The sequence below is a fragment of the Aureimonas sp. AU12 genome (genome assembly GCF_001463705.1).
Classification (GTDB): domain Bacteria; phylum Pseudomonadota; class Alphaproteobacteria; order Rhizobiales; family Rhizobiaceae; genus Aureimonas.
Window position 1 is genome coordinate 48,057 of record NZ_BBWH01000009.1, and the last position, 15,174, is coordinate 63,230.

The window sequence follows — 15,174 nt, forward strand, 5'->3', positions numbered from 1 at the left end:
CCTTCCCTTCGTTCAGGCGTTCGGTTCAGCCGTTCGAGGCCAGGAGGAAGGCGGGCAGATGCTCGCCGCCGCCCCCTTCGCCGCCATCGTCGTCGTCCTTCTTCTTGCGAGGACGACCCGGACGGCGCTTGGCCGGCGTCTCGCCGGTGTCCGTGGCTTCGGCTTCGACCGATGCGGCAGGCTTGGCGACCCGGCGCTTCGGTTCGGCCGCCGAGACCGCGTCCGCCACCGCTTCAGAGACGGTCGCAGGCGACTGGACCCCGGCGGACGGCACGTCGGCGGTGATCTCGCCTTCAACCCGCTCGCGCCGCGGACGACCGCGACGGCGGGGCTCGCCGCCGATCTCGCCGCCCGGCATTTCGCCGGCGGGCGCAGTCACCTCGACGAAGGCTGGCTGCGTCGCCTCGTAGGAAGACGATGTCGCCGGCTGCGCGGCAACCGGCTGCGGTGCCATCGCAGGCTCGCCGGCGGGCGATTCGCTGCGTTCGCCGTTCGCGTCCTCGTTCGAGCGGTTGCGCTCGGCGTTCAGTTCGTCGCCCTGCCGGTTGCGGCTGAAGCGCTCCTCGAAACGGCGGTCGCCGTTCCGATCGTTCAGGCGCGGGCGCTCGCGGCGACCTTCGCGGCGGTTGCCCTCGCGAGCCACCGGCTCAGGCCCGGCTTCCGCCTCGTCGCGAACGAAAGGCTGCGGCCCGGTTCCGCTCAACTGCGGCTGCGGCTGGCGATCCCGGTTGGCATTGTCGCGATTCTGGCCGTCGCGGTTTGGGTTCTCGCGCGGCTGGCCGTCCCGGTTCTGACTGTCACGGTTCTGGCCATCACGCTGCTGACCCCCGTCGGCGCGAACCTCGCGATTCTGACCGTCGCGGTTCTGGCCGTCCCGGTTTTGACCATCGCGGTTCTGACCGTTGCGATCGCGATTGTCGCGAAATTCGCGTCGCTCATTCTGACGCTCGTTCTGACGGTTGAAGTCGCGCTCGCCGCGCGGCTGCCCGTTGTTATCGCGCTGGCCGTTACCGTCGCGCTGGCCGTTGCCGTCACGGTTCTCGCGGAAGTTCTGCTGCGTGCGATCCTGCCCGCCGCCGTTCTGGCCGCCCGAGTTCTGTGATCCGGAAGCCTGACCGCCGTAGTTCTGGTGGCCGAAATTCTGGCCGGCATAGGTGTTGCCGCGCTCGCCGGCGTAGCCGCCGGCCTCGTTGCCGTCCTCGCCGTCCTCGTCCATGTCGTCGAAGTCGCGCTCGGGCTGCGAGGGCTGGAACTGCCCCTGCGCCGCGGCGACGATACGACCGTAGTGCTCGGCGTGCTGGAGGTAGTTCTCGGCCATCACCCGGTCGCCGGATGCGGCGGCGTCGCGCGCCAGCGTCGTGTACTTGTCGGCGATGTGCTGAGCGGTTCCGCGGATCTTGACGTCGGGACCGTTCGACTCGAAGGAGCGGGACATCGGGTTCGGGCCCTTGCGCCCACGACCGCGCATACGCTGCTGCTGCTGCTGCTTGTTCTGCTGCTGTCCTGGCCTCATGCTCTTCCTGTCTTCTGGATCATCCGGCCTCGGCCGGCTGGGGCCCTCATCGCGAAGGCGAACTCGTCGCACTTCGCACGGTCTGCGTCTGGAGCGCGGCCGCCGGATCGTCGGATCCCGCTGGGCAAGGCTCGTCCTGGAGTTGGTCGATCCGGTGCGGCGATCCCCATCGCCGGGCATGACGGACGGAACGGAGCTTCATTCGAGCGTCCCGTCTTCGGAGGCCTGCGGCGCTCCGGCCTCAAGGGACGTCCCCCTCGATCGCTCCGTCTACACTGAATTTCTAGTCATTCGCGGGTCGCCAAACAAGAGGCTTTCGGCGCAACCCACGGTGTTCCCGCGCTTTTACGGTCGAAATTCCGAGGAATTGTCGCGGCGAAACCACAAAGCGCGCAGGATTTGGCCCAAGTCGACTTCCCCGGCGACGAGTTCGAAACCGGCCGCCCGGCAGATGATGCCGACATCGCCCTCTTGGCCGATCCCGATCTCCAGAAGGAGATCGCCGCCCGGACGAAGGCAAAAGGCCGCCTCGGCGGCGATCCGGCGATAGGCACTGAGCCCGTCCGCGCCGCCGTCGAGCGCCAGCATCGGATCGAACCGGCGCACTTCGACGTCCAGCCCGTCGATGTCGCGGCTGGGAATGTAAGGCGGATTGGACACGACCGCGTCGAGCGTCCCGGCGCCCACGGCCGACAGGTAATCGGAGCGCAGCGGCAGGAAGCGCTCGCCGACGCCGGCCGCGGCGGCATTGATGCGCGCCGTGGTCAGCGCTTCTTCCGCGATGTCGACGGCGAGGCACCGGCGCCGAGATTGCATCGCCAAGAGCGAGACGCCGATCGCGCCGGTGCCCGTGCCGATATCTGCGAAGACGAGCGGACGGTCGCTCTCGGCCTCGGCGATGCGGAAGGCGCGATCCGTGAGAGCCACGAGGATTTCCGTATCCGGCCTCGGCTCCAGCGTTTCGGGCGACAGCGCGAACTCGTGGTCGAAGAAAAAGCGGCGACCGAGAATGCGATGCACGGGCTCACCCGCCAACCGGCGCCGGGCCATCGCGTCGAGGCGCGCGGCGACTTCGGGTGACACCGGGTCGGCGGCGCGCAGGATCAGCCCGGCGGCGTCGAGTTCGAGCGCGGCGCCGACGAGAAGCCGCGCGTCCAGATCGGGCGTCGCGAGACTGGCCGTGCGAAACCGCTGCCGCAGCCCTGCGAGACAGTCGGCGACGGACGCCCCGGCCGCTCCGGGCTCAGGCGCCGACGGCGGCAAGGCGCGCGGCCTGATCGTCGGCGACGAGCGCATCGACGAGTTCGTCCATCTCGCCCTCGATCACCCGGTCGAGCTTGTACAGCGTCAGGTTGATGCGATGGTCGGTGACGCGCCCCTGCGGGAAGTTGTAGGTGCGGATCCGCTCCGAGCGGTCGCCCGAGCCGATCTGCGAACGCCGGTCAGCCGAGCGCTCCGAATCGACGCGCGCCCGCTCCATGTCGAAGAGGCGTGCGCGGAGAACCTGCATGGCGCGAGCGCGGTTCTGGTGCTGCGACTTTTCCGACGACGTGACCATGATGCCGGTCGGCAGGTGGGTGATGCGCACGGCCGAATCGGTGGTGTTGACGTGCTGGCCACCCGACCCCGATGCGCGCATCGTGTCGATGCGAATGTCCTCGGCGCGGATCTCGACGTCGACATCCTCGGCCTCGGGCAGGACGGCGACCGTCGCGGCGGAGGTATGGATGCGCCCGGCCGACTCGGTGGCGGGCACGCGTTGCACGCGGTGGACGCCGGATTCGAACTTCAGACGCGAGAAGACGCCGACGCCCGTCACCGAGGCCACGACTTCGCGATAGCCACCCGCCTCCCCTTCCGAGGCTTCGAGCACCTCGATCTTCCAGCCTCGCGCATCGGCATAGCGCTGGTACATGCGGAAGAGATCGCCCGCGAAGAGCCCGGCCTCCGAGCCGCCGGTGCCGGCGCGGATTTCGAGAATGGCGCCCTTGGCGTCGGCAGCGTCCTTGGGCAGAAGCAGGATCATCAGCTCGCCCTGCAGGCGCGCCAGCCGCTGCTCGACATCACCGATCTCGGACGCGGCGAGATCGCGCATCTCGCGGTCGGCGGTCGGGTCGGTCAGGAGGTCACGAAGGTCCGCGAGTTCGCGCTCGCTCGCACGATAGGCCCGGATGCCCGCGACCACGTCTTCGAGGCTCGCATATTCGGCGGCGATGCGCGCATAGACCTCATGGTCGGGACCCGACGCCATCTGCGCATGCAGATCGTCTGCCCGCCGCAGGATCTCGGTCATCGTGTGTTCGGGCAGAACGGCCATGCGCAACTTTCAAAGTCGTGTCGGCGCAAGCCCTAAACCCGGCGCGCCGCCCCGACAAGTCGCCAGCACTGCGGCAACCCTGCGAGCCGGGCGTCAGCAGGGAATGGCGTTGGCGGCCGCGAACTCCTCGAGCATCTGCCGGAAGGTCTGGCGCGGATGCTTGTCGGCAAGCTGCGCCATGACCGCCTTGTTGAGGGCACCGGCATCGAGATCGAGCAGCATCGCCTTCACCGGGCCGATGGCCGAGGAGGTCATGGAAATCGAGCGGAAGCCGAGGCCGATCAGCGCCATCGCCGACAAGGGCCGCCCGGCCATTTCGCCGCAGAGCGTCACCGACACGGAATTGCGCTGGCCCGCGTCGAGAATGTCCTTGAGGGCGCGCATGAACGGCGTCGACAGGTCGTCGAAGCGGCCGGAAATCTGCGCATTGCCCCGATCCACGGCGCAGAAGAACTGGAAAAGATCGTTCGAGCCGATCGAGACGAAGTCCACGAGTTGCATCAGCTCGTCGAGCTGGAACAGGAGCGAGGGCACCTCGATCATCGCGCCGAGCTTCAGGCGGCGCGGCATGACGTGGGCGAAGCGCGTCAGGTGCTTGAACTCGCGCGAAATCAGATCACGCGCCTTGCGCAGCTCGTCGAGGTCGGTGACCATCGGGAACATCACGCGCAGCTCGCGTCCGCCCGCCGCCTTGAGCAGCGCACGCAGCTGCGTGCGCATCAGGCCGGGCCGGTCGAGCGCCAGCCGCAGCGCGCGGTAGCCGAGCGCCGGGTTCTCCTCGGGCGGCTGGTGCAGGTAAGGCAACACCTTGTCGCCGCCGACATCGAGCGTGCGGAACGTCACGGGCTTGCCGTCGGCGGCATCCAGCACCGAGGCGTAAAGCTTCTCCTGGTCGCTGGTCTTGGGCAGCGTCGAGGCGATCATGAACTGGAGCTCGGTGCGGAACAGGCCGATGCCGGCCGCGCCCGCCGCTTCCAGCTGCGGCAGGTCGACGAGCAGGCCGGCATTCATCAGAAGGTCGATCTCGTGACCGTCCTTGGTGCGCACCGGCACGTCGCGCAACTCGCGGAACCGCTCCTGCCGCTTGGCGCGGAAGAGGACGCGCTCGGCGAAGACGTTCTCGATCTCGACGGGCGGGCGAAGGTGGACGCTGCCCTCCTCGCCGTCGACGATGATGGCATCGCCCTTCTCGGCCATCGAGACGGCGCCCTTGACCTGCCCGACGACGGGAATCCCGAGTGCCCGCGCGACGATCACGACGTGGCTGGTCTGCGCGCCCTCTTCGAGCACGAGGCCGCGGATCTGCTCGCGGCGATAGTCGAGGAGTTCGGCCGCGCCCATCGAGCGCGACACGATCACCGCGTCGCCGCTCGCCCCGTCGCCGAAGAGGTCGCCGGCCCGGCCCATCAACTCGCGCAGCAGACGATTCGCGAGGTCGTCGAAATCATGCAGCCGCTCGCGCAGATACGGGTCGGTCATATGCATCATGCGCGCCCGCATGTCGTTCTGCACCTTCTCGACCGAGGCTTCGGCGGTCAGGCCGTTGCGCACGGCCTCCTCCAGCCGCCGCACCCAGCCGCGATCGTGCGCGAACATGCGATAGGCTTCGAGCACGGCGCGATGCTCGCCCTCGGCCGCCATGTCGCGGCGCGACAGCATGTCCTCGATCGAGATGCGCAGCGACGAAAGCGAGGTCTCCAGGCGCGCAACCTCGGCCTCGGCATCCTCGTTGAAGAGGTTGGTCACGACGACGCGCGGCTCGTGCAGGATCACGTGACCAAGGCCGATGCCGTCCGCCAGCGCGTTGCCCTTGAAATGCACGGGGCGCGAGAGGTCGAGCACGACGCCCGGGCGCGACAGACCCTCGAGGCTGCCGGCGGCGATCATCTCTGCAGCAACCATGGCGACCGTTTCGAGCGCCTCGGTCTCCTCGTCCTTGTAGACCCGCTTTTCCTTGTTCTGGACGACGAGCACGCCGAGCGTGCGACCCGCCCGCAGGATCGGCACGCCCATGAAGGAGGCGAAGATCTCCTCGCCCGTCTCCGGCAGATAGGTGAAGGCGGGATGCTTCTGCGCGTCCTGCAGATTGAGGGCGCGCGCCGTCGCGGCGATCGTGCCGACGAGACCCTCGCCGAGGCGCAGCTGCGCCAGATGCACGGAGCCGGGATTGAGGCCTTCGGTGGCATAGAGTTCGAGGACGCCGTCGGCCCGCAGGACGTAGAGCGAGCAGACCTCGGCCACCATGTTGGCGGCGATCTGGCGAACGATCTCGTCGAGCCGGGCCTGCGGCTCCAGCGGCTCGGCCATCAGTTCCCTGATCCGGCGCATGAGGATGCGCGGTCCCGAGGAGTCGCTTCGCATCAGAGGCGTCTTCCGTCAGCCGGAGAAGTATACAGGACCCGGCCGCCGACAGGCCGGGAACAGGGCCGTCACGGCTGCTTCCAGCCGCGTCCCGTCAAGCTTTGTCGAGACCGTACACGGAATGCAAGGTCCGCACCGCGAGTTCCGAGAACTCGCCGTCGATGAGGATCGAGATCTTGATCTCCGACGTCGTGATGGCACGAATGTTGATGCCGCGTCCCGCCAGCGCCTTGAAGGCCGTGGCGGCGACGCCGGTGTGCGAGCGCATGCCGATGCCGATCACGGAGACCTTCGTCAGGCCCTTCTCCGACTGGATCACGTCGAAGCGCATGGAGGACTTGGCGTCCTCCAGAATGGCGGTGGCCTTGGCCAGATCGCCGGCCGGCACCGTGAAGGTCATGTCGGTGCGCGTGCCGTCCTCGGAGATGTTCTGGACGATCATGTCGACATTGACGCCGGCATCGGCCAGCGGGCCGAAGATGGCGGCGGCGACGCCCGGCTGGTCCTCGACGCGCCGCAGGGAGATCTGCGCCTCGTCCTTGGCGTAGGCGATGCCGGTGACGACCTGCTGTTCCACGATTTCATCCTCGTCGCAAATGAGAGTGCCCGGCGGATTGAGGAAGTCCCCCATGCCGGGCGCGTCCGGGTCCTCGAAGGAGGAGCGCACGAAAGTGCGCACCTTGTGGACCATCGCCAGTTCCACGGAGCGGACCTGCAGCACCTTGGCACCGAGCGAGGCCATCTCCAGCATTTCCTCGAATGAGATCCGGGCGAGGCGCCGGGCCTTGGGCTCGATGCGCGGATCCGTCGTGTAGACGCCGTCGACGTCCGTGTAGATGTCGCAGCGGTCGGCCTTCAGGCCCGCCGCGATGGCGACGGCCGAGGTGTCGGACCCGCCGCGCCCGAGCGTCGCGATGCGGTTGTCGGGTGCCAACCCTTGGAAACCGGCGATCACCGCAACCTGCCCTTCGCCGAAGCGGCGCACGATCTCGGACCCGTCGATCTCTTGGATTCGCGCGGCGCCATGGGCGCCGTCGGTGCGGATCGGGATCTGCCAGCCCATCCACGAGCGGGCGTTGACGCCCATGTTCTGCAGCGCGATCGCCAGAAGGCCCGCCGTCACCTGCTCGCCGCTCGCCACCACCGCGTCGTACTCGCGGGCGTCGTGCATGGCGGAGGCGTCGGTGCACCAGCCGACGAGTTCGTTGGTCTTGCCCGACATGGCGGAGACGACCACGGCGACCTGATGGCCGGCGTCGACCTCGCGCTTCACGTGGCGGGCGACATTGCGGATCCGGGCGATATCGGCGACCGAAGTGCCGCCGAATTTGAGAACGAGACGCGCCATGAACCCATCGAGCCTGCGACGGATCGCCGATCGGCCGCGATCCGGAATGAAAGACAAGCGCCGTCGCCGGAGAGGTCGCAATGGCGAGACTTCCGAGCGGCAGGCGGCCCGGGACGTAACCGAAGCGCGACATTTTCGCAAGGCGACGCCGGGATCGCCCGCGGACACCGCCGGCTCGGCGGCTTGACTTTGGGCGGGCGCGCGGAACATGCCGAAGCTCAATAGGTGAGATAAGCCCCGAGGCGATCGAGATGGTGATGGACGCGCGACAGACGACGGTGGATGCCGGCGAGGTGGAGCGCTTCTCCCGACTCGCCGCCGAATGGTGGAACCCGACCGGCAAGTTCAAGCCGCTGCACAAGTTCAACCCGGTGCGCCTCGCCTACATCCGCGAGCAGGTTTCGATGAACTTCGGGTGCGACCTGCGCACCGGCCGGCCATTCGAAGGGCTGCGGATGCTGGACATCGGCTGCGGCGGCGGGCTGATCGCCGAGCCGCTGGCGCGTCTCGGCGCGGACGTCGTCGGTGCGGATGCCTCGGAGACCAACATCGAGGTGGCCAAGCTCCACGCCGAGCAGAGCGGCATCGAAGTCGACTACCGGGCTGACACCGCCGAAGCGCTGGAAGCGGCGGGCGAGCGATTCGACGTCGTGCTGGCGCTCGAAGTGGTGGAGCACGTCTCCGACGTCGATTATTTCCTGCGCTCGGCGGCCCGTATGGTGAAGCCCGGCGGGCTGATCTTCGTCGCCACGATCAACCGCACCTTTAAGGCGATGACCTTCGCGATCGTCGGCGCCGAATACGTGCTGGGCTGGTTGCCGAAGGGGACGCACCAATATTCGAAGCTCGTGCGGCCGGGCGAGATCGAGACGCCGCTGCGCGGCGAAGGCATCGAGATGATCGACGAGACCGGCGTCGTCTATCATCCGCTCGCCGACGAATGGCGCCGCTCGCGCGACACCGACGTCAACTACATGGTGCTCGGCCGCCGCATCGCCTGACAGCGACCGCCACCCCAGGGCGCGGCGATCCGTCCGTCCAGCCGACCGCTTTTTCCGCCCGCGTTGCCCTTTCGGCAGCGAGGGGGGTCTGCTATGGAATGCTTCAGATTGCAGTCAAGTTTCTGACGCCGGCCGCCCTCGCGGATCTAAGGCCCGCGTGCGAAGGCAGGATACGGCATGGCAGCTCTTTCGATGCGGTCCGAGATCGAGTCCAACGGCTCGGCCGCCGTCCTCTCATTCCCCCGCTGTCCGACCGCCGAGCGCATTGCCGCCTCGCGCGACCTCAGCCCCGCACAGCGGCTCGATCTCGAGCGCCTGCGCTGGCTGGCGCTGCGGTCTCAGCTCGCCCCCAAGCCCGATCTCGAGCGGGCCTGCTTCGTGCTCGCGGGTGAACCCGCCGTCTCGCTCGAACGCTACGCGACGGCCTTCTTCCGGGGCCTGTGCGACAATGCCTCCGGCGAGATGACGATCTACCGGCCTGGGGCGCGCTGCGTCAGCGACGACGAACTCTGGATGACGCGGATGGTGGACGCGTGGCGCGGCGGCGAGACGAAGCTCGCTTCGGCGCTGATCGGCTGGCGCGTGCGCCGACCCGCCCAGCGCTGGATGCGCTTTCTCTCCTCCCATATGGTCGAGGCTCTCGACGCCGCCGCTCCAGTTTAGAATGATTCAAAACCAGCTTGAACCCGGTCGGCCGAGCAGCTACATTGGAACCATTCCAAACGGCTTTCGGCCGTCATTCGAAGGAGAATACGATGGGCCTCGTCGCCGCGAAGATCGAACCCGCCGCCAAGGAAGACATCGTCAACGGCCTGACGCAGGCGCTGGCCGAGACGAACATCGAGACCTTGAAGGCGCAGAACTTCCACTGGAACGTGACCGGCATGTCCTTCGGGCCGCTGCACGAGCTGTTCCAGAAGATCTACGAAGACCATTTCGAAGGCCAGGATCTTCTCGCCGAGCGCATCAAGGCGTTCGACGCGCATGCGGAAGGCCGCTACTCGGTGTTCCTCGAGCGCTCCGCCATCGAAGAGCATGACGGCCACGCCGACGCCCGCACCATGATCGAAGTGCTGATGAAGGATCAGGAGACGCTCTCCTCGACCCTTTCCTCGCTGGCGCAGGTCGCCGAAGAGCATGGCGACTGGGCCACGAACGATCTGGCCACCGGCCGCATCGAGATCCACGACAAGTTCGCCTGGATGCTCCGCGCTCACCTCAAGTAGGCCCGCGCAGAGCCACAGACGATCAGGCCCGTTGGAGCGATCCGGCGGGCCTTTTTCATGAGCCGATCATTCGCCGCGTGGTGCCTCCCGCTCCCGCCACCTTACGCCCCCACCGCGCTCATCGTCCGGCTGACCCCGTCCCGAGCCAGTCCACGGATACGGGCCGGCCGGACATAAACCGACTCGGCCGGTCACGGGCGAGCGGGCAACAACCGGACCCATTGTCGTTCGAAGCATGCGAGGGGCCGCAAACACCCACGCAGCGATGGTGTCTCGACCGGGCGGCGGTCAGACGCTCTCGTCGAGCGGACAGGCGACACCGTCCTGCTCGCATTTGCGGCGATAGGCGATGGCCCAGAAGGCCGGGTTCTTGTGCTCGGTCTGCAGGCGCGCCAGCAGCGTCTCGAAGAACTGCTTCTTGGCGGCGCCGTTGCCGGACCGCGGGAAACTGTCCTTCTCGGCCTTCGTCATCATGCAGCCGACGCAGCGGCCGGCACGCTTGTACTTGCAGACGTCGACGCAGGGCGACGGCGCATCGGCCCAGACCTGCAGATCTTCGCTCGTCATTCGCTTCGTCCATGCTTCCTGGCCAACGGCGCGTCCCTTACGCCGCGACCTTCGCCTCGTCCACCGCCTCGATCTTGTCGAGCGGGCACGGCCGGTCCTTGCGCTCGCAGCGGCGGCGATACATGCGCGACCAGTAGGCGTAGCGCCCCGCCGTCTCCAGCCGCTCCGTGAGGACGAGGAAGAACGCCTTCTTGGCCGCCTTGCCGTCCAGCTTCTTGAACCGCTTCTTCTCCGGCTTCGTCATCCGGCAGCCGATGCATTGCCCGCCATCGCGGAACTTGCAGACGTCGATACAGGGGGACGGCGCGTTCGCCCAGGTCTTAGCCATCGGGATCGTGTTCGGCGGCTTGCGGCCGCCGCCTTCAATTCTTGTCTTCGGGAAGGGCGGGAAGCGGCAGGGCGGCGATGCCCTCTTCGAGCAGCCCCCTCACCTCGGGAGCCGAAGCCTCGCCGTAGATGCGACGCTCCTCGGTTTCCCCGTAATGGATGCGACGCGCCTCCTCGGCGAAGTTCGGCCCGACATAGTCGGCCTTGGCGCGAACCTCGCGCGCCATCTCCTGCATGCGCTGGATCATCGCCAGCATCTCGGGCGGCGGCGGAGCCACGGCAGCCGTCTCTGCGGGGCGGGAGGCACCAGGCGCCCCGTCGCGGGCGGCCGCGACAGCCGGGCGCATCAGCGCCTTCGCCACGCTCGCCGTGCCACAGGACGGACATTCGAGCAGGCCGAGCGCGGACTGCCGGTCGAAGTCCTCGCCGCTTCGGAACCAGCCGTCGAAGCCGTGGCCCGCGGGCTCGCACCTCAGCGCATAGTGGATCATGCGGGCGCGCGCTCGCGGATCTCGGGCGCCTCGAACGGGCGACGATTCTTGAGGTTCGGGATCTTCGAGCGCGTGGAGGCGACGAGATCGGTGTCGATCCGCGCCATGGCGATGCCCGGCTCGTCACCCTTCACCTCGGCCATGACGCGGCCCCAGGGATCGACGAGAAGCGAATGGCCGAAAGTCTCGCGGCCGTCTTCGTGCCGGCCGCCCTGCGCGGCCGCGATCATGAAGGCGTTGTTCTCGATCGCGCGGGCGCGCAGCAGCACGTGCCAGTGCGCTTCGCCGGTCTGGCGGGTGAAGGCGGCGGGCGCCGTCAGCACCTCTGCGCCAGCCAGCGCCTGCGCCCGGAACAGGTCGGGAAAGCGCATGTCGTAGCAGACGGCGAAGCCGAGCCGCACGGGACCGCCGGCGATCGTCAGATCCGCGAGACCGGACCGGGTGCCGGGCACGTAGGTCGCCGATTCGCGCCAGCTCTCGCCATTGTCGAGATCGACGTCGAACATGTGAATCTTGTCGTAGGTCTCGACGACTTCGCCGTCCGCCCCGAACAGGAAGGCGCGGTTGGCGGCCATGCCGTCCGGCGCGGCAATCGCGGTCGAGCCGATATGCAGCGTGATCGCATGGCGGCGCGCCAGAGACCGGGCTGCGGCGACGATCGGGTCGTCCGCTTCCGAACGAAGCGCCGCCTGCAAGACCGCGCGATCCCGGCACAGCATGCCCGTCATCTCCGGGGTCTGGACGTATTGCGCACCCTTGGCGACGGCCTCGCCGACCAGCCGCTCGAGGGCCTCGGCATTGCGGGCGGGATCGACACCCGAACGCATCTGGACGACGGCGGCTTGGAAGACGGTCATGGGGGAAGGGTCCGGGGTTCTGGAGAGATCAGGCGACGGCGAGGAGCGGATCGAGCTTGCCGGCGCGATCGAGCGCCACGAGATCATCGCAGCCGCCGACATGTGTCTCGCCGATGAAGATCTGCGGGAAGGTCGAGCGCCCCGGCGCACGCTGCATCATCTCCTGGCGGAACGCCGGATCGACCGTCGCATCGCGCTCGTCGAAGGCGACGCCCTTGGCGGCGAGCAGTTGCTTGGCCCGCGAGCAGTAGCCGCAGAGCTGACGGGTGTAGATCGTGACGTTCGGCATCGGGCTTCGGGGTCCTGCGAAAAGACGATGACCCGGATATGCGATCAACCGCCGCCGCTCGCAACCCTTGCGAAGACGAGAACATCGACCTCCCTTGCGCCGGCCCGCTTCAGGGCGCGCGTCGCGGCCGAAACCGTGGCGCCGGTGGTGAACACGTCGTCGACGAGCAGCACACGCCGGCCGCGCACCGCATCGTCGCGCTCCGGCCGGACCTGGAAGGCGCCGCGCACGTTGGTCCGCCGCTCTTCGGGGCCAAGGCCGACCTGCGAGCGCGTCGAGCGCACCCGCACGAGGCTCGTCGGCGCGAAGTCGAGCCGCCGCCGTCGCGCGATGGCGCGGGCCAGCTCCGCCGACTGGTTGAACCGGCGGCGAAACAGGCGGCCGGAATGCAGCGGCACCGGCACCACCACCTCGGCATCGTCGAGGAGTTCGGCTCCGGCCCGCGCCATCCAGCCCGCCATCAGCGGCACGAGGTCGGTCCGGTCGGAATATTTGAGCGAGGCGACGAGGCGCGAGGCAAGGTCCCGATAGATCACGGCGGCGCGCAGGCGCGCGAAGGCCGGGGGCTCCGCGATGGCCTCGGCGCTGAGAAAGCCGCGGCCGAGATCGAACGAGAAGGGCAACCCGAGCACCTCGCAATAGGGCCGCTCGATGAAGCGCATCGTCCGCCAGCAAGCGGGGCAGAGGGCTGCCGCCTCGCTCACCGCGCCGCCGCAGCCGGCACAGACCGGCGGATAGAGAAACCGGCCGATCGGCCGGGCGATCGACGCCAGCCCCCGCATCATCAAGCCCATGGGTATCCCTCCCCCGGCGGCCGGTTCACCCGCTTCGCTTCGCCGTCGATCCTTGACGATACTCGGCCCGGGTTCAGCTACAAGGGGCAAATCGCCGCCGCCGCCCGCCGCGCCATCTTTCGGGCGCGAGTGGAAGCGACGGTGCGCCACCCTTCGCCGGAACCTGCCGATGACCGCCTCCGCCCCCTTCGACCGCGCCCTTCTCGCCCGGCGCCGCCTGCGCGCCGTCCGCGCAAACACGGGTGGCGCCGACTTCCTGCTGCGGGCCGTCGCGGCGGAACTCAGCGAACGGCTGTCGCTCGTGCAGCGCCGCTTCGACGTGGCGGCGGACCTGTCCGGTCACGGCCTGCAGGTGGCCGAAGCGATGGCGGCGGGCGGGCAGGTGGACCGCGTGCTGCGGCTGGAGCGCGTGGCGGGTCTCGCCGGCGTGACGGGTCATGTGGAGACGGTGGTGGGCGACGACGAACTGCTGCCGCTGGCCGATGCCAGCATCGATCTCGCGGTCTCCGTGCTCTCGCTTCACCTGACGAACGACACGCCCGGCGCCTTCGTCCAGATCCGGCGAGCACTGAAGCCGGACGGGCTGTTCCTCGCCGCAATGCTCGGCGGCGACACGCTGACAGAGTTGCGCTCGTCGCTCCTCTCAGCCGAGGCCGAGATCAGCGGCGGCGCGAGCCCGCGCGTCGCGCCCTTCGTGGCGCTGAAGGAGGCGGGCGCCCTGCTCCAGCGCACGGGCTTCGCCCTGCCGGTGATCGACCAGGACCGGCTGACGGTGCGCTACGACTCGCTCTTCGACCTCATGCGGGACCTGCGTTCCATGGGCATGACCAACGCTCTCACCGCCCGCTCGCGTCGCCCGTCGTCGCGCACCCTCTTCCTGCGCGCCGCAGAAATCTACGCGGAGCGCTTCGCCGATCCCGACGGGCGGCTGCGGGCGACGTTCGACGTGATCTATCTCTCGGGATGGCGACCGCACGACAGTCAGCAGAAGCCGCTGAAGCCCGGCAGCGCGAAGATGCGCCTCGCCGACGCGTTGAAACCGCCCGCCGGCGACTGAGGCTCGAGCGCCCGTCAGTTGCCGCTGATGGCCGCGGACACCCGCTCCATCACCAGATTGACGGAGCCGCCGACCGAGTTGCCGGTCGCGCCCAGACCGCCGACGATCGCCAGCCCGATGAGCGAGGCGATGAGCGCATATTCGATCGCCGTGCTGCCGCGAGCGCACGCCATCACCGAGCGGGCTCGCACGAGCAGACCGTGGGCGGAAGCGGCGCTCAACAGGCGCCCCGGTCGGTTCCATCGGAGAATCGCAGGCAAGGCCCAAGCGATCCGGCGGCGCGCGGACTGCCGACCGCGAAGCTGAAACGCGACGACGAGACCGAACCGGTGGTCATCGTGTCGAGCCCTTCGCCGCCGCTGGCCGTCACCAACCGGTCGCCGCGCGGCGCCACGCCGAAGACGAGCGCCAGAGCCAGCGGTCCGACGAGCAGCATCGCGCGCAGGAGGGCGGCGCCCGCGCCGGATCTGCCCCGCGAGCGGGTCTTTCGTCCATGCTGTCTCATATCGGCCCCGCCTCGGCTTCATTTCACCGATCATCACTGCCGGGACGTAAAGGCCGCTTTAAGCCGTATCCTTAACGGGCGGCCGAAATCACGTTCAGAGGAGATCGACGAGGAACGGAATGAGCGGAAGGTCGGCCGGCGGCATGGGCAAATCGCGCAGATCACGCGCCCGCACCCATTTGAGCCGCTGCCCCTCCATCCCCTGCGGGATGCCCTCGTAGCGCCGGCAGATGTAAAGCGGCATCAGCAGGTGGAAGTCGTCGTAGGTGTGGGTGGCAAAGGTCAGCGGCGCGAGGCAGTCGGCCTTCACCGCGATGCCGAGCTCCTCGCGCAACTCGCGGATCAGCGTCTCCTCCGGGGTCTCCCGGGCCTCCACCTTGCCGCCGGGAAACTCCCAGAGCCCGGCCAGCGACTTGCCGGCCGGCCGCTCGGCCATCAGGATGCGGTTGTCGGCGTCGAGCAGCGCACAGGCCGCGACGAGGAGGAGACGGGAGACGGGCATGGGTGCAGCTTTCCGGCAG

Annotated in this window: 18 protein-coding genes; 4 read left to right on the forward strand and 14 right to left on the reverse strand. The window is 68.5% G+C overall.

The features are described from left to right. Nucleotides 1–25: 25 nt before the first annotated feature. The 5 genes from AUL33_RS03980 to AUL33_RS04000 all read right to left on the reverse strand — a co-directional run bounded on the left by AUL33_RS03980 (nt 26) and on the right by AUL33_RS04000 (nt 7,539). The gene (locus tag AUL33_RS03980; protein WP_156419272.1) at nt 26–1,513 is read right to left on the reverse strand and encodes a DUF4167 domain-containing protein; all 1,488 of its coding nucleotides are present in this window, start codon (nt 1,511–1,513) and stop codon (nt 26–28) included. 345 nt (nt 1,514–1,858) lie between these two features. Continuing rightward, nucleotides 1,859–2,776 carry a peptide chain release factor N(5)-glutamine methyltransferase gene (gene prmC / locus AUL33_RS03985; protein ID WP_210171787.1) on the reverse strand — a complete coding sequence of 306 codons (918 nt, stop codon included), beginning with the start codon at nt 2,774–2,776 and terminating at the stop codon, nt 1,859–1,861. Continuing rightward, nucleotides 2,757–3,830 (reverse strand): peptide chain release factor 1, encoded by a 1,074-nt coding sequence (gene prfA / locus AUL33_RS03990; RefSeq protein ID WP_062204016.1) that lies wholly within the window; start codon nt 3,828–3,830, stop codon nt 2,757–2,759. Before prfA ends, prmC begins: the two co-directional genes overlap by 20 nt. Nucleotides 3,831–3,923: 93 nt before the next feature. After that, nucleotides 3,924–6,191, reverse strand: coding sequence for a phosphoenolpyruvate--protein phosphotransferase (gene ptsP / locus AUL33_RS03995; RefSeq protein ID WP_062204019.1), 2,268 nt, complete (start codon nt 6,189–6,191; stop codon nt 3,924–3,926). A gap of 94 nt (nt 6,192–6,285) precedes the next feature. Further along, nucleotides 6,286–7,539, reverse strand: coding sequence for an aspartate kinase (locus tag AUL33_RS04000; RefSeq protein WP_062204023.1), 1,254 nt, complete (start codon nt 7,537–7,539; stop codon nt 6,286–6,288). Between the two features lie 257 nt (nt 7,540–7,796). Between AUL33_RS04000 and ubiG the strand changes: the two genes are divergently transcribed. The 3 genes from ubiG to AUL33_RS04015 all read left to right on the forward strand — a co-directional run bounded on the left by ubiG (nt 7,797) and on the right by AUL33_RS04015 (nt 9,766). Beyond that, nucleotides 7,797–8,540 carry a bifunctional 2-polyprenyl-6-hydroxyphenol methylase/3-demethylubiquinol 3-O-methyltransferase UbiG gene (gene ubiG / locus AUL33_RS04005; protein WP_374754403.1) on the forward strand — a complete coding sequence of 248 codons (744 nt, stop codon included), beginning with the start codon at nt 7,797–7,799 and terminating at the stop codon, nt 8,538–8,540. A 177-nt stretch (nt 8,541–8,717) separates the two neighbouring features. Continuing rightward, entirely contained in the window at nt 8,718–9,203 is a 486-nt protein-coding gene (locus AUL33_RS04010; RefSeq protein WP_062204027.1) for a hypothetical protein, read from the forward strand. Nucleotides 9,204–9,295: 92 nt separating this feature from the next. Further along, a complete protein-coding gene (locus tag AUL33_RS04015; protein ID WP_062204029.1) occupies nt 9,296–9,766 on the forward strand; it encodes a Dps family protein in 471 nt (156 codons plus the stop codon). Nucleotides 9,767–10,054: 288 nt separating this feature from the next. Here AUL33_RS04015 and AUL33_RS04020 read toward each other — a convergent pair whose 3' ends face one another. The 6 genes from AUL33_RS04020 to AUL33_RS04045 are packed head-to-tail and all read right to left on the reverse strand — an operon-like array spanning nt 10,055 to nt 13,091. Next, the gene (locus AUL33_RS04020) at nt 10,055–10,333 is read right to left on the reverse strand and encodes a DUF1289 domain-containing protein (protein WP_062204032.1); all 279 of its coding nucleotides are present in this window, start codon (nt 10,331–10,333) and stop codon (nt 10,055–10,057) included. Nucleotides 10,334–10,370: 37 nt separating this feature from the next. Beyond that, nucleotides 10,371–10,661, reverse strand: a complete 291-nt coding sequence (locus AUL33_RS04025) for a DUF1289 domain-containing protein (RefSeq protein ID WP_062204035.1) — start codon at nt 10,659–10,661, stop codon at nt 10,371–10,373. Nucleotides 10,662–10,695: 34 nt separating this feature from the next. Further along, a complete protein-coding gene (locus AUL33_RS04030) occupies nt 10,696–11,151 on the reverse strand; it encodes a DUF1178 family protein (protein WP_062204038.1) in 456 nt (151 codons plus the stop codon). Beyond that, nucleotides 11,148–12,008: a carbon-nitrogen hydrolase family protein gene (locus tag AUL33_RS04035; protein WP_062204041.1), complete on the reverse strand. Its 861-nt coding sequence runs from the start codon at nt 12,006–12,008 to the stop codon at nt 11,148–11,150. Before AUL33_RS04035 ends, AUL33_RS04030 begins: the two co-directional genes overlap by 4 nt. 28 nt (nt 12,009–12,036) lie before the next feature. Next, nucleotides 12,037–12,297, reverse strand: a complete 261-nt coding sequence (gene grxC / locus AUL33_RS04040; protein ID WP_062204044.1) for a glutaredoxin 3 — start codon at nt 12,295–12,297, stop codon at nt 12,037–12,039. A 44-nt stretch (nt 12,298–12,341) separates the two neighbouring features. Further along, the gene (locus AUL33_RS04045; protein ID WP_062204047.1) at nt 12,342–13,091 is read right to left on the reverse strand and encodes a ComF family protein; all 750 of its coding nucleotides are present in this window, start codon (nt 13,089–13,091) and stop codon (nt 12,342–12,344) included. 169 nt (nt 13,092–13,260) lie between these two features. On the opposite strand from AUL33_RS04045, the gene AUL33_RS04050 reads away from it, so the two are divergent. Then, complete coding sequence (locus tag AUL33_RS04050; protein ID WP_062204050.1) at nt 13,261–14,148, forward strand: methyltransferase domain-containing protein; 888 nt, start codon at nt 13,261–13,263, stop codon at nt 14,146–14,148. A 14-nt stretch (nt 14,149–14,162) separates the two neighbouring features. Here the strand turns inward: AUL33_RS04050 and AUL33_RS22015 are convergent, their stop codons facing one another. The 3 genes from AUL33_RS22015 to AUL33_RS04060 all read right to left on the reverse strand — a co-directional run bounded on the left by AUL33_RS22015 (nt 14,163) and on the right by AUL33_RS04060 (nt 15,155). After that, nucleotides 14,163–14,369, reverse strand: a complete 207-nt coding sequence (locus AUL33_RS22015; protein ID WP_244491956.1) for a Flp family type IVb pilin — start codon at nt 14,367–14,369, stop codon at nt 14,163–14,165. Beyond that, a complete protein-coding gene (locus tag AUL33_RS04055; protein ID WP_062204052.1) occupies nt 14,366–14,653 on the reverse strand; it encodes a hypothetical protein in 288 nt (95 codons plus the stop codon). The genes AUL33_RS22015 and AUL33_RS04055 overlap by 4 nt, the downstream gene beginning before the upstream one ends. 94 nt (nt 14,654–14,747) lie before the next feature. Continuing rightward, nucleotides 14,748–15,155, reverse strand: coding sequence for a (deoxy)nucleoside triphosphate pyrophosphohydrolase (locus AUL33_RS04060; RefSeq protein WP_062204055.1), 408 nt, complete (start codon nt 15,153–15,155; stop codon nt 14,748–14,750). Nucleotides 15,156–15,174 lie beyond the last annotated feature (19 nt).